Raw genomic sequence first — 13,461 nt, 5'->3', positions numbered from 1 at the left:
GAGCGCCAGCGCGTTCTCTATTTGGCAGCCCATTTGCTGGCTGCTAACATGACAGCACAGACCTTATTATTGTCGAAAATTTCGACAACTGCGGATTAATTTAATGGCAATTTCAATCAAAACCCCTGAAGAAATCGAAAAAATGCGCGTCGCGGGCCGACTGGCCGCCGAAGTGCTGGAGATGATCGAGCCTCATGTTCAACCGGGTGTCACCACCGGCGAGCTGGACCGTATCTGCCACGAACACATCACGCAGAAGCAGCAGGCCGTCTCTGCCTGCCTTGGCTATCACGGTTTTCCGAAATCAGTCTGCATCTCGGTGAATGAAGTGGTTTGTCACGGGATTCCCAGTGACGATCGCCCTCTGAAAGATGGCGATATCGTCAATATCGATGTCACCGTCATTAAAGATGAGTACCACGGTGATACCTCAAAGATGTTTATTGTTGGTAAACCCACTATTCAGGGTGAGCGCCTGTGCCGCGTCACGCAGGAGAGCCTCTATCTTTCCCTGCGTCTGATTAAGCCCGGCATCCGCCTGCGCGAGTTGGGTCGTGCCATTCAGAAGTATGTTGAAGCAAACGACTTCTCTGTCGTACGCGAATATTGCGGTCACGGCATCGGCAAGGGATTCCACGAAGAGCCTCAGGTATTGCATTACGATGCCGATGATAGCGGCGTCGTGTTACAGGCGGGTATGACCTTTACAGTAGAACCGATGGTCAATGCCGGGGATTACCGCATCCGCACCATGAAAGATGGCTGGACGGTAAAAACCAAAGATCGCAGCTTGTCCGCGCAGTATGAGCATACTATTGTGGTGACGGAAAACGGCTGTGAGATTTTAACCCTGCGCAAAGACGACACGCTGCCCGCTGTGCTCGTCGCCGAAGGGTAATTCCCCCAAAACAGATCAAGCCGGCGCTGAGCCGGCTTTTTTTTGGCTAAAAAAGAGAAGAGCTGCATGAGCGTGAGTCTGTCGGAAGATGTGAAAAACGGTCTGGTTGATTCGCCAGCCGAATGGGGTGACGACCAGCTGACCCGCGACATTCTGAAGCCGAGGCTGGAGCTGTTTCAGCAACATCTGGCTGCCGCGTTTGATGCCGGTGAACCCGTTGAGCCGCTGATCGATGCCCGCACGCTGTTTATTGATCGGCTGCTGCGTCGCCTGTGGCGCTTCTTTGGCTTTGATGAAATGCCGTCTACCGCGCTGGTCGCCGTTGGCGGTTATGGCCGTGCCGAACTGCATCCGCTCTCTGATATCGATGTTCTGATCCTCAGCCGCCAGCCGCTGGATGAACAGGCTGCGCAACGCACCAGCGATCTCTTAACGCTGATGTGGGATCTTAAACTGGAAGTGGGCCACAGCGTCCGCACGCTGGAAGAGTGTCTGCTGGAGGGATTGTCTGATCTGACCGTCGCCACCAACCTGATCGAATCACGGATGCTGACTGGCGATGTGGCGCTGTTTCTGGAACTGCAGAAAAATATCTTCAGCGACGGTTTCTGGCCCTCATCCCGCTTTTTCGCCGCCAAAATTGATGAGCAGCAGGAGCGCCACAAGCGTTATCACGGCACCAGTTATAACCTCGAGCCGGATATCAAAAGCAGTCCCGGTGGCCTGCGAGACATCCATACGCTGCAGTGGGTTGCCCGACGCCATTATGGTGCCACTACCCTGGATGAGATGGTCGGCTTTGGTTTCCTCACTGACGCTGAGCGCAGCGAACTCAACGAATGTCAGGAGTTTCTCTGGCGCATCCGCTTTGCCCTGCATCTTTCCCTCCCCCGCTACGATAACCGCCTGCTATTCGATCGCCAGCTCAGTGTGGCGCAGCGCCTGAATTACCAGGGCGAAGGCAATGAGCCGGTCGAACGCATGATGAAGGATTTCTATCGGGTCACACGGCGTATCGGTGAACTGAACCAGATGCTGCTGCAGCTGTTTGATGAGGCGATTCTGGCGCTTTCCACCAGTGAAAAACCCAGGCCTATCGACGACGATTTCCAACTGCGGGGTGATTTGATCGACCTGCGCGACGAAACGCTGTTCACCCGCGAGCCGCAGGCGATTCTGCGTATGTTCTACGTGATGGTACGTAACGACAGTATCAAAGGGATCTACTCCACCACCCTGCGTCACCTGCGCCATGCACGTCGACATCTTAAACAGCCGCTGTGTCAGATTCCGGAAGCGCGACGCACGTTTATGTCAATTCTGCGCCATCCCGGCGCGGTGAGCCGGGCGCTGGTGCCGATGCATCGTCATAGCGTGCTGTGGGCCTATACACCGCTGTGGGGGCATATCGTCGGACAGATGCAGTTTGATCTGTTCCATGCCTACACCGTGGATGAGCATACTATTCGTGTCCTGCAGAAGCTGGAAAGCTTCGCCAATGAAGCCACCCGTCCGCAGCATCCACTGTGTGTCGAGTTATGGCCACGCCTGCCGCAGCAGGAGCTGTTACTGATGGCTGCGCTGCTGCATGATATTGCCAAAGGGCGCGGCGGCGATCACTCTATTCTTGGCGCGCAGGATGCGCTTGAGTTCGCTGAAATGCATGGCCTTAACTCGCGTGAAACTCAACTGGTGGCCTGGCTGGTTCGTCATCACCTGCTGATGTCTGTCACGGCGCAGCGTCGCGATATTCAGGATCCGACGGTGATCCAGCAGTTTGCTGAGGTGATGCAGAATGAGAACCGGCTGCGCTATCTGGTTTGTCTGACCGTGGCCGATATCTGCGCCACCAATGAAAGTCTGTGGAACAGCTGGAAGCAGAGCCTGTTACGCGAGCTGTTTTTCGCCACCGAGAAGCAGTTACGACGCGGTATGGAAAACAGTCCGGATTTGCGGGAGCGGGTGCGTCATCATCGCCTGCAGGCACTGGCACTGCTGCGGATGGATAATATTGATGAAGAGCGTCTGCACCAGATCTGGAATCGTTGCCGCGCGGACTACTTCCTGCGCCATACGCCGAATCAGATTGCGTGGCATGCCCGCCACCTGCTGGTTCACGATCTGAAAAAACCGCTGGTGCTGGTCAGCCCGCAGGCCACCCGTGGCGGGACCGAAATTTTTATCTGGAGTCCCGATCGGCCTCATCTGTTTGCTGCCGTGGCCGGTGAACTCGACCGTCGTAACCTCAGCGTTCACGACGCGCAAATCTTCACCAGCCGGGACGGCATGGCAATGGATACCTTTATTGTGCTGGAACCGGATGGCAGCCCGCTCTCCCCCGATCGCCATCCGATGATCATTCAGGCGCTGGAACAGGCAATCACTCAGTCAGATTGGGTGCCGCCGCGTACCCGTCGTCCGTCGGCCAAACTGCGGCATTTCAGCGTGGATACCGAAGTGAACTTCCTGCCAACGCACACTGACCGTCGCAGCTACCTGGAACTGGTGGCGCTGGATCAGCCAGGCCTGCTGGCGCGGGTCGGCGAAGTCTTTGCCGATCTGGGTGTCTCACTGCACGGTGCACGCATCAGCACCATCGGCGAGCGGGTCGAAGATTTATTTATTCTGGCCAACAGCGAACGTCAGGCACTGGATGAAGAAATGCGCAAAGCGTTGCAACAACGGTTGACAGAGGCCCTTAATCCAAACGATAAAGTGTGACCAGATTCAATTTGTAGACATTACTCTATTTACTTGTGTCGGGCTGTTGTCCGGCACCGCACATGACAGATCAGGAAAAAAATATGCAACAGTTACAGAGCGTTATTGAATCCGCCTTCGAACGTCGCGCTGACATTACCCCTGCCAGCGTCGACAGCGAAACCCGCGATGCCATCAACCAGGTTATCTCCCTGCTGGACAGCGGTGAGCTGCGCGTTGCTGAGAAGATCGACGGCGAGTGGGTAACGCATCAGTGGCTGAAGAAAGCAGTGCTGCTCTCTTTCCGCATTAATGACAATCAGGTAATGGAAGGTTCAGAAACCCGCTTCTACGACAAAGTCCCGATGAAATTTGCTGGCTGGGATGAAGCGCGTTTCAAAGAAGCGGGTTTCCGCGTCGTGCCGCCTGCAGCTGTTCGTCAGGGTGCTTATATCGCCCGCAACACGGTCCTGATGCCTTCTTACGTCAACATCGGCGCCTTCGTGGATGAAGGCACTATGGTGGACACCTGGGCGACTGTCGGCTCCTGTGCGCAGATTGGTAAAAACGTTCACCTTTCTGGCGGCGTGGGTATCGGTGGTGTGCTGGAACCGTTGCAGGCAAACCCGACCATTATCGAAGACAACTGCTTCATCGGTGCACGCTCTGAAATCGTTGAAGGCGTGATTGTTGAAGCAGGCTCAGTGATCTCAATGGGCGTTTACATCGGTCAGAGCACCAAAATCTATGACCGCGAAACCGGTGAAGTCCACTACGGCCGTGTTCCTGCCGGTTCCGTCGTGGTCTCAGGTAACCTGCCGTCTAAAGATGGCAGCTACAGCCTCTACTGTGCCGTGATCGTGAAGAAAGTGGATGCGAAGACGCTGGGTAAAACCGGCATTAACGAACTGCTGCGCACCATCGACTGAGTAAAATGACGGGCTGGAAAGCAGCCCGTCATCTTTTCTTTACAGCTATTCCTGAACAACATGCTTCGCGTCGCGAATTAACTGGTGCGTTTAGTTTTCATCCAGGTCATAATCCGCGCCAGTTAAATCCTGTCGCGCAATGTTCATCCCGCTTATTTATGTCTACAGTTGACGGACGTCATGAACAAGTCTGCGCGCTTCTCACTTTTGATGGAAACAACGCTATGTATGACAATCTGAAAAGCTTAGGTATCAGTAACCCGGACGACATTGACCGCTACAGCCTGCGTCAGGAAGCCAACAACGACATTCTGAAGATTTACTTCCGCAAAGATAAAGGCGAGTTTTTCGCAAAGAGCGTCAAATTCAAATATCCGCGTCAGCGCAAAACTGTTGTTGCCGATCACGCAACCCAGGGCTACAAAGAAGTTCAGGAAATCAGCCCGAATCTGCGTTATGTCATCGATGAACTGGACCAGATTTGCCAGCGTGACCAGGTTGAAGTGGATCTGAAACGCAAAATTCTGGATGACCTGCGTCACCTGGAAAGCGTGGTTTCCCACAAGATCACTGAAATTGAATCGGATCTGGAAAAATTAACCCGTAACAGCCGTTAATTTTTTGTCCGACGAGAGAGGCCAGTTTTGCTGGCCTTTTTTATGCCCTGAATTCGGCTCCTATCCCTGCTCATCCAGCTGTAAAGCCACATAGAGCAATAGCCTGTCATCGAAATGGCCAAGATTCAGTCCGGTGAGTTCAGAAATCCGGTTTAGCCGATATTCCAGCGTATTGCGATGAATGAACAGCGCACGCGCGGTGGCGCTTGGCTGGACATTATGGGTGAACCACGCGATTAACGTGCGTCGCAGCAAGCCGTTGTTATCCATGCTCTTAAGCTTCGCCAGTGGCCGGGCCAGTTCGTTGGCCTGCCAGCCGCCACGCAGGCTGTCGAGCAGCACCGGCAACACCAGATCCTGATAAAAATAGCTGCGTAACTCGGGCATACGTTGCTTGCCCACCATCATTGTGGTGCGTGCGGTCCGGTAAGAGCGTGCAATGCTGCCAGGCCCGGTAAAGAAGTTGCCCAGTGCGATACGCATCCGTAAATGTCCGCTCTCTTTCATCCGCTGCAGTAACTGTTCCACGCGGCGGCGATGATCCTCCTGGTCGTAGCGTCCATGTCCATTCAGTGCGGGCTTCAGCACCACCATTTCGGTCAGCGACACAATAGCGATCAGATTATCGCGCTCCGGCGTGGTCAGCAGCGTTTGCAGCTGCTGTAACTCTGACATCGCGCTGTCGACGCCGAGCTGACCGCTGTCCACTTCCAGCACGGCGACCACACGCGGCTGATTGAGATCGATGCCCAAGCGCTGTGCCCATTCAGTCAGTTGTGGCGACAGGGTATCGCTGCGGATCAGGTTCAGCACCAGCTCTTCACGCAGACGGCTGTCCTGCGCCAGCATATGCAGCAATCGCGCCTGTTCCAGCATCATCTCTGCGGTCATGCAGACCAGTTCGCCATAATGCCGCAGCGCCAGTGGCTCGCCCGTCAGCCCAATGACCCCGACAATGTCACCGTCGATGCGCAGCGGCAGATTAATGCCGGGCCGCACACCATGAAGATGTTTAGCCACCGCCTCATCAATGTCGACAACACGCCCCTGAGAGAGCACCAGCAACGCACCTTCGTGCAACTCCCCAATACGCTCCCGGTCACCGCTGCCGATGATCCGGCCCCGCGCATCCATCACGTTGACATTACTGTCAATAATTTTCATGGTGCGTGCCACGATATCCTGCGCCAGCCGGGCATCAAGGTGATAGGTAGCCATCCATTACTCCTGGAAAAGAGGGTGAGAAACAGAATACGCATGGGTTGCGCGCAGAGCATTGTGCAACTGCACAGAGCCGGGCAATCATTTACCGAATTTGCGGAGAGCATCACACTCTGGCGGCGCGAAAAGCGGACATAAAAAAGGCGGACCGCAGTCCGCCTCATGGACAGTTGTTATACCGTTACTGCATCAGCAGATAGATGCTGCTGTCGCCGCGCTTCACATTCAGCGCCAGAACGGCTGGTTTGGTATCGAGGACTTTTCGCAGCTCACCGAGGTTGGTTACCGGCTGCTGGTTAACTCCCTGGATCACGTCACCCTTTTTCAGGCCGATACGCGCTGCGGCGCTGCCGGGTTTCACATTATCCACGCGAACACCTTTATCACCGGTTTCAACATTACTGAGGTCAGCCCCTTCAATGCCGTTGTAAATGGTGGCGGACTGCACTTTCGCCTGGCTGCTCTGCTGCAAGGTAACCGAGACATCAACGGGTTTGCCGTCGCGCAGCAGGCCCAGTTTCAGTGTGGTGCCAACCGGCAGCGAACCCACTTCCGCACGCAGAGAAGCAAAGCTGCTCAGCGGTTTGCCATTCATTGAAACAATCACGTCACCCGCTTTAATACCCGCTTTAGCCGCCGCAGAGTCTGGCAGCACCTGGCTGACAAAGGCACCACGCTGTGCATCAACCTTCATCGCTTTTGCCAGCTCGGAGTTCAGTTCAGTCCCCTGCACGCCCAGCTCGCCACGTTTCACCTGACCAAACTCAACCATCTGAGCCGTCAGGTTTTTAACCATGTTGCTTGGGATAGCAAAGCCGATACCGATGTTGCCGCCATCCGGCGCCAGAATAGCGGTGTTAATCCCTATCAGTTCACCATTAAGGTTAACCAGCGCACCACCGGAGTTACCCCGGTTAATTGCCGCATCCGTCTGGATAAAGTTTTCGTAGTTTTCCACGTTCAGGCCGCTGCGTCCCAGCGCCGAGACGATCCCGGAGGTGACGGTCTCACCCAGACCATACGGGTTGCCGATCGCCACGGTGTAGTCACCGACGCGCAGGCTGTCGGAGTCAGCGATTTTCACAGCAGTCAGATTTTTAGCGTCCTTCAGCTGAATCAGTGCAATGTCAGAGCTGGGATCTTTACCAATGACTTTGGCGTCATAATGACGACCATCGCTGAGCTGCACCTGAATTTTAGTGGCGTTGTTCACCACGTGGTTGTTCGTCACCACATAGCCTTTTTCAGCGTTGATGATGACGCCCGACCCGAGAGCCCGGAATTTTTCCTGCTGGGTATCAGGGCCTGGCGCGCCACCGTTACCGCCCGCGCCGTCACCGCTCTGACACATGGGTGATCCCTGGAACGGAGAACCGTCCTGGCAGAAGGGCGAGTTGTCGCCAAAGAATTGCTGAAACTGCTGCGGCATGCGCGGGGTTTTCACGGTGGTGGTACCCTCAACGCTGATACTGACCACAGACGGCATTACCTTTTCCAGCATAGGCGCCAGGCTAGGGAGTTGCTGGCTATCGGAAGAGGCCGTTTGCGCAGCAAAAACAGTAACTGGGGCGAGCGCCATGCTCAGGCTCAACGCCAGCGCACTTAACACTAAAGTCTTTTTTTTCATTTTCATTTCTCGATAAGATTACTGTTCAGACCATTGCTGTGGTCGAAAGGTGAGATAAATGTTTTAGCGCGAAATTCCTTTAAAAGTTTAAGTCAAAGGTAAAAATTTATTCGCGGCCTTTACAAACGCCGGCTTATTCTACAGCCATCAGTCGGCGATACTCATCCCAGGCATAGAGATCGGTCATTCCACTGATATAATCCTGAATAAGCCGGAAGCGATAATAACGTTCCCACAGCAGCCGCTGATATTTATGCTCTACCACAAGGGTACGCATCTTTTGCAAATAGGCTTTACGGTGTTTACCAGAAAGCTTATGAAAAAGCCGGGTTTCAATCGGATGCTGACGCAGGAAGTCTTCATTTATCAGCGTGGTGAAAGCCTCATAGTTCAGGCGCATCAGCGGCTGATAGATCTCCAGCAGCCCTTTGATTACGCGGTATCCCTGCAACTCCAGCTGCTCGACTTCAGAGTGATTAAAGACCTGCTGGCGCGCAACAGTTTTAAACAGTTGCAGTAACCGGCCCTCTTCACCCTCATCTTCCAGCAGCGCGTGATTGAAACTGCCATCGAATATAGCAGGCAGATTATCAACGAAACGTTTCACGGCATAACTTACCAGCACGCTCTGAACATTTACGCGTAATGACATAAAAAATTGATCGCTGCGGCTTCGCCGTTTTTTACTGCAGGCTTCGCGCCAGGCTTCACCAATAGTCCGGCTGAAGGCGTCATTATTTTTAACCGGCCCCCAGGCTTTATTGAGAAACTCAAACAAACTCTCAACATTAAAGATATCTTTTTCTACAGCGTCGTCCAAATCGGCAATACAATAGGAGATATCATCCGCCGCTTCCATTATATAGGTAAGCGGAAAGCGATGGTGTTCTTCCATATTGGTGGCAGCACGTAAATCCGCAATATACTCCTGCTCAGAGAGATAAAAGCCGGGTTTCTTCATTAAGACGCTAAATTCGGCAGGTTTTTCACCCTGCCACCAGGCGGGTGCGGTATATTTCAGGATGCAGGCGACCTGAGAATAACTGAGATTGAGTTGCAGCAGCGTATGCACCATACGAATGGCCTGCGCATTGCCCTCAAAATGGCAGAGGTCCTGGCGGATCATGGCATTCAGCTGATCAAAAGCCTTCCGCTGTTCTTCTCCTTCAACGCCCGCTACCAGCGGATCCACCAGTTCGGCAGAGAGGTTCTCTTCAAACCAGTCGTTAATGGCGGCCTCGCCAAAATGGCCAAACGGCGGATTACCGACGTCATGCAGCAGACACGCCATCTCGATCAGACTTTCAAACGCGCCTTCCATCTCATCCAGTCCATACTGCGCCAGCCCGCCCTGCATCTTCAGGGTTTGCAGAATCTCTTTGGTGATGTAGCGCCCGGTTTGCTGCACCTCCAGCGAGTGCGTCAGGCGGGAGCGAACGGCGGCGTTGCGCTCCAGTGGAAAGACCTGCGTTTTCTGCTGCAGACGCCGGATAGCGGCCGAGTTGATAATTCGTCCACGGTCGCTCTCAAAATGGCGGGTAATGTAATATTCACCTTCCGGATCTTTTCGGCTGTTATAAGGGCGTGAGAAGCTGATCTTCTTCCTGAAATTGATCGCCGACATGAATTACCCCTGACTTTTTCGTGAATTAATCCCCTGAATGCCATGGTAGACTATGCCCTAAATTTTGATTCTTTACATTAGCGGAACTCACTATGAAAGCAGGCATTATTGGCGCGATGGAGCAGGAAGTCACACTGCTGCGTGACAAAATTGAAAACCGTCAAACGCTGACACTGGCGGGTTGTGAAATCTATACCGGCACCCTGCAGGGCGTTGAAGTGGCACTGCTGAAATCGGGCATTGGTAAAACCTCTGCCGCGCTGGGTACCACGCTGCTGCTGCAGCTCTGCAAGCCGGATGTGGTGATCAACACCGGGTCGGCAGGCGGTTTAGCACCGTCACTGAGCGTCGGCGATATCGTGGTATCAGATGAAGTGCGTTATCACGATGCTGACGTCACCGCTTTTGGTTATGAGCCAGGCCAGATGGCGGGTTGCCCTGCTGCGTTTGTGGCAGACAGCAAGCTTATCGCGGCTGCCGAAGCCTGCATTAAGCAGCTGGACCTGAATGCTGTACGCGGTCTGGTGGTAAGCGGTGATGCCTTTATCAATGGCGCTGAGCCGCTGGCGCGCATTCGTAGTCTGTTCCCGCAGGCGATTGCGGTTGAGATGGAAGCGACCGCTATCGGTCACGTCTGTCATCAGTTCCAGGTGCCGTTTGTGGTGGTCCGCGCGATTTCAGACGTGGCCGATAAAGAATCGCACCTTAGCTTTGATGAATTCCTGAGCGTTGCAGCGACGCAATCGTCGCTGATGGTGGAGAACCTGCTGGCGCATCTGGCGCGTGGCTAAAACGCTGCTGTTCTGCTGGCTGCTGCTATTAAGCGGCAGCCTGCTCGCTTCCCCACCGCGTGTTATCACCCTCGCTCCACACCTTACCGAACTCGCCTTTGCTGCCGGGATTACGCCGATCGCAGTCAGCGCCTGGTCCGACTATCCGCCGCAGGCGAAACAGATTGAACAGGTCGCCAACTGGCAGGGCATCAAAGCCGAGCGTATTCTGCAGCTCAAGCCGGATCTGGTCCTGGCCTGGCGCGGCGGTAATCCGCAGCGGCAGATTGAGCAGTTGCAGCAGCTCGGCGTACCCATTAAATGGATTGATCCACTGACACTGGATGAGATGTTCACGGCACTGGCCGATCTGGGCCGCTGGAGTCCCAGGCCAGAGCAGGCCGCCAGCGCGGCCAGAGCGCTACGACAGCAGGCAGCGGTGCTGCGACAGCGCTATACTCATCTGACTGCGGTTCCGCTTTTTTTGCAGTTTGGTCAGCAGCCGCTTTTTACCGCCGCCAGAGCCACGCTGCAAAATGAAGTTATTACGTTATGTGGTGGCAGGAATATTTTTGCTGACAGCCGCGTCAGTTGGCCGCAGGTCAGCCGTGAGCAGGTGCTGATGCGCCATCCTCAGGCCGTGGTTATAGCCGGAGGTGCACAGCAGGCGGAGAACATTCGTGCTTTCTGGCGTCCACAGCTCACGGTGCCGGTGATCGCCATTAACGAGGACTGGTTAAGCCGGCCGGGTCCGCGGCTGCTGCTGGCGGCGCAGCAACTCTGTTCCGCGTTGCATCCCGCACAATAAGTCCACGCATCGATTAAAGAAACAGCCTTTTTTGCCGTTAATCAATACCAGAGACGAGCGGGCCACGTATGCTCACCGTCCTTTTAGCGCCGCGGCGCTTTTTAAAACACCAGGAACCTTATATGACCAGAGCACTGCTGCTGGCCATAGGGCTTTTGATCACCGGATCTGCTTTTGCGGGATCGATAAATGGCTCTATAGGCGCCAGGCTTGTCATCTATTCACGCTGTGAAATCAACACGGCTAACGGTCCGCTTTTGCCGCAAATCAACTGTGGCAGACAGGCAAGCGCGCAGCCACGCGTAACCCAAAGTCAGATTCAATCGCAGGGAAGCCTGAAGCAGAGTAACCGGCTGGTCACAATAGAGTGGTAAATGAGGCCGTCGGAGTGACGGCCTGCGCGATCAGATACTGAAGGATGAGCCACAGCCACAGGTGGTTTTGGCATTCGGGTTGGTCACGATAAAGCGCGATCCTTCCAGGCCTTCCGTATAATCAACCGAACCGCCCACCAGATATTGCAGGCTCATTGGATCAACGACCAGTGAGACGCCCTGCTTTTCAATTGTCATATCGCCATCGTTCAGCTGGTCGTCAAACGTAAAGCCATACTGGAAACCACTGCAACCGCCACCGGTGATATAGACGCGAAGTTTCAGCGCCGGGTTCTCTTCATCGGCAATCAGGTTTTTCACCTTGGTGGCTGCGGCGTCGGTAAACTGCAACGGCAGTGCTACTACTTCATCACTCATGTTTTACTCCGGTAAACGCCCAGGTCAGAAAACGACCTTAATAACGCTATTATCAGTCAGCACCTCAGCGCAATCAAGCTCTGCCCTTCGCACTCTGTGCCGCTTTCCCCTCCGTTCAGGACGCTGTGGGTGAATCCACCTTTCGTCTGCTGCTGCTCTTCCGTAGAATGGCGCCATATTTTTCTGAAACGCTGGAGCCGAAAATGAGTAAGTCCGAACAACTGTTTGCCGAGGCACAACGCCTGATTCCGGGTGGGGTAAACTCGCCAGTACGCGCATTTACCGGTGTGGGCGGCGTTCCACTGTTTATTGAACATGCTGATGGTGCGTATCTTTATGACGCTGATGGCAAAGCCTATATCGACTATGTCGGCTCATGGGGACCGATGGTGCTGGGCCATAACAACGCGGCGATCCGTAATGCGGTGATCGAAGCAGCCCAGCGCGGCCTGAGCTTTGGCGCACCGACCGAAATGGAAGTGACCATGGCGCAGCTGGTGTGTGAGCTGGTGCCGAGCATGGAGATGGTGCGGATGGTTAACTCCGGTACCGAAGCGACCATGAGCGCAATCCGTCTGGCTCGAGGCTTTACCGGCCGCGATAAAATTATTAAGTTTGAAGGCTGCTATCACGGCCATGCCGATCATTTGCTGGTGAAAGCCGGTTCCGGTGCCCTGACGCTGGGTCAGCCAAACTCGCCGGGCGTACCAGCAGATTTCGCTAAACATACCCTGACCTGCACTTTCAACGATCTCGACTCCGTGCGCAGCGCCTTCGAGCAATATCCTGATGCCATCGCTGCCATCATCGTTGAGCCGGTTGCCGGTAATATGAACTGCATCCCGCCGCAGCCAGAATTCCTGCCGGGCCTGCGCGCGCTCTGCGATGAGTTCGGCGCACTGCTGATTATCGATGAAGTGATGACCGGCTTCCGTGTGGCGCTGGGTGGCGCGCAGGCTCACTACAATGTGCTTCCTGACCTGACCTGTCTCGGAAAAATTATCGGTGGCGGGATGCCAGTCGGTGCATTCGGTGGCCGTCGCGACGTGATGGCTGCACTGGCGCCGACCGGCCCGGTTTATCAGGCAGGAACGCTCTCCGGTAACCCAATCGCGATGGCTGCCGGTTTTGCCTGCCTGACGCAGATCGCGCAGCCGGGCACGCACGAGAAGCTTGATACCCTGACCCGCAAGCTGGCAGAGGGTCTGCGCGAAGCCGCACAACAGCAAAATATTCCGCTGGTGATTAACCATGTTGGCGGGATGTTTGGCCTGTTCTTCACCGATGCTGACAGCGTGACCTGTTACGCCGATGTGACCCGCTGCGATGTGGAACGCTTTAAAACCTTCTTCCATCTGATGCTGGAGGAAGGCGTTTACTTTGCGCCATCAGCTTATGAAGCGGGCTTCATGTCACTGGCGCACAGCGAAGAGGATATTCAGCGCACGGTTGATGCCGCGCGTCGTTGTTTCGCGAAGCTGTAATTTCGGTAACGTTAAAGATGAAGACCGGCTT

The 13,461-nt window shown here is 54.7% G+C and carries 12 protein-coding genes; 8 read left to right on the top strand and 4 right to left on the bottom strand.

Annotated elements, in window-relative coordinates; all coding sequences use genetic code 11:
- The first annotated feature begins 103 nt into the window (after window positions 1–103).
- From map to H7K52_RS09410, 4 genes are all read left to right on the top strand, one after another.
- Window positions 104–898: a type I methionyl aminopeptidase gene (gene map / locus H7K52_RS09425; protein ID WP_008925635.1), complete on the top strand. Its 795-nt coding sequence runs from the start codon at window positions 104–106 to the stop codon at window positions 896–898.
- Between the two features lie 66 nt (window positions 899–964).
- A complete protein-coding gene (glnD, locus tag H7K52_RS09420) occupies window positions 965–3,619 on the top strand; it encodes a bifunctional uridylyltransferase/uridylyl-removing protein GlnD (RefSeq protein ID WP_182629970.1) in 2,655 nt (884 codons plus the stop codon).
- Window positions 3,620–3,702: 83 nt separating this feature from the next.
- Window positions 3,703–4,527 (top strand): 2,3,4,5-tetrahydropyridine-2,6-dicarboxylate N-succinyltransferase, encoded by an 825-nt coding sequence (dapD, locus tag H7K52_RS09415; protein WP_008925633.1) that lies wholly within the window; start codon window positions 3,703–3,705, stop codon window positions 4,525–4,527.
- A gap of 224 nt (window positions 4,528–4,751) precedes the next feature.
- Complete coding sequence (locus tag H7K52_RS09410; RefSeq protein ID WP_008925632.1) at window positions 4,752–5,144, top strand: DUF3461 family protein; 393 nt, start codon at window positions 4,752–4,754, stop codon at window positions 5,142–5,144.
- Window positions 5,145–5,204: 60 nt separating this feature from the next.
- On the opposite strand, the gene H7K52_RS09405 is transcribed toward H7K52_RS09410, so the two are convergent.
- The 3 genes from H7K52_RS09405 to dgt all read right to left on the bottom strand — a co-directional run bounded on the left by H7K52_RS09405 (window position 5,205) and on the right by dgt (window position 9,616).
- Complete coding sequence (locus H7K52_RS09405) at window positions 5,205–6,362, bottom strand: CdaR family transcriptional regulator (protein ID WP_078804726.1); 1,158 nt, start codon at window positions 6,360–6,362, stop codon at window positions 5,205–5,207.
- 184 nt (window positions 6,363–6,546) lie between these two features.
- On the bottom strand, window positions 6,547–7,992 hold the full coding sequence (gene degP / locus H7K52_RS09400) for a serine endoprotease DegP (RefSeq protein WP_008925630.1): 1,446 nt from the start codon (window positions 7,990–7,992) through the stop codon (window positions 6,547–6,549).
- Window positions 7,993–8,125: 133 nt separating this feature from the next.
- On the bottom strand, window positions 8,126–9,616 hold the full coding sequence (gene dgt, locus H7K52_RS09395) for a dGTPase (RefSeq protein WP_008925629.1): 1,491 nt from the start codon (window positions 9,614–9,616) through the stop codon (window positions 8,126–8,128).
- Between the two features lie 92 nt (window positions 9,617–9,708).
- On the opposite strand from dgt, the gene mtnN reads away from it, so the two are divergent.
- The 3 genes from mtnN to H7K52_RS09380 all read left to right on the top strand — a co-directional run bounded on the left by mtnN (window position 9,709) and on the right by H7K52_RS09380 (window position 11,568).
- A complete protein-coding gene (gene mtnN, locus H7K52_RS09390) occupies window positions 9,709–10,407 on the top strand; it encodes a 5'-methylthioadenosine/S-adenosylhomocysteine nucleosidase (protein WP_008925628.1) in 699 nt (232 codons plus the stop codon).
- The gene (btuF, locus tag H7K52_RS09385; protein WP_140033800.1) at window positions 10,400–11,194 is read left to right on the top strand and encodes a vitamin B12 ABC transporter substrate-binding protein BtuF; all 795 of its coding nucleotides are present in this window, start codon (window positions 10,400–10,402) and stop codon (window positions 11,192–11,194) included. Before mtnN ends, btuF begins: the two co-directional genes overlap by 8 nt.
- Window positions 11,195–11,316: 122 nt before the next feature.
- Window positions 11,317–11,568, top strand: a complete 252-nt coding sequence (locus tag H7K52_RS09380; RefSeq protein ID WP_008925626.1) for a hypothetical protein — start codon at window positions 11,317–11,319, stop codon at window positions 11,566–11,568.
- A 30-nt stretch (window positions 11,569–11,598) separates the two neighbouring features.
- On the opposite strand, the gene erpA is transcribed toward H7K52_RS09380, so the two are convergent.
- Window positions 11,599–11,946 (bottom strand): iron-sulfur cluster insertion protein ErpA, encoded by a 348-nt coding sequence (gene erpA, locus H7K52_RS09375; protein ID WP_008925625.1) that lies wholly within the window; start codon window positions 11,944–11,946, stop codon window positions 11,599–11,601.
- A 203-nt stretch (window positions 11,947–12,149) separates the two neighbouring features.
- Between erpA and hemL the strand changes: the two genes are divergently transcribed.
- Window positions 12,150–13,430, top strand: coding sequence for a glutamate-1-semialdehyde 2,1-aminomutase (gene hemL / locus H7K52_RS09370; protein WP_182629969.1), 1,281 nt, complete (start codon window positions 12,150–12,152; stop codon window positions 13,428–13,430).
- Window positions 13,431–13,461: the final 31 nt, after the last annotated feature.

Origin of the sequence: Pantoea hericii, assembly GCF_014155795.1 — a bacterium.
GTDB classification, from domain to species: domain Bacteria; phylum Pseudomonadota; class Gammaproteobacteria; order Enterobacterales; family Enterobacteriaceae; genus Pantoea; species Pantoea eucalypti.
The sequence above is the reverse complement of the archived record's forward strand: the minus strand, read 5'-3'. Positions and strand labels throughout refer to the sequence as shown.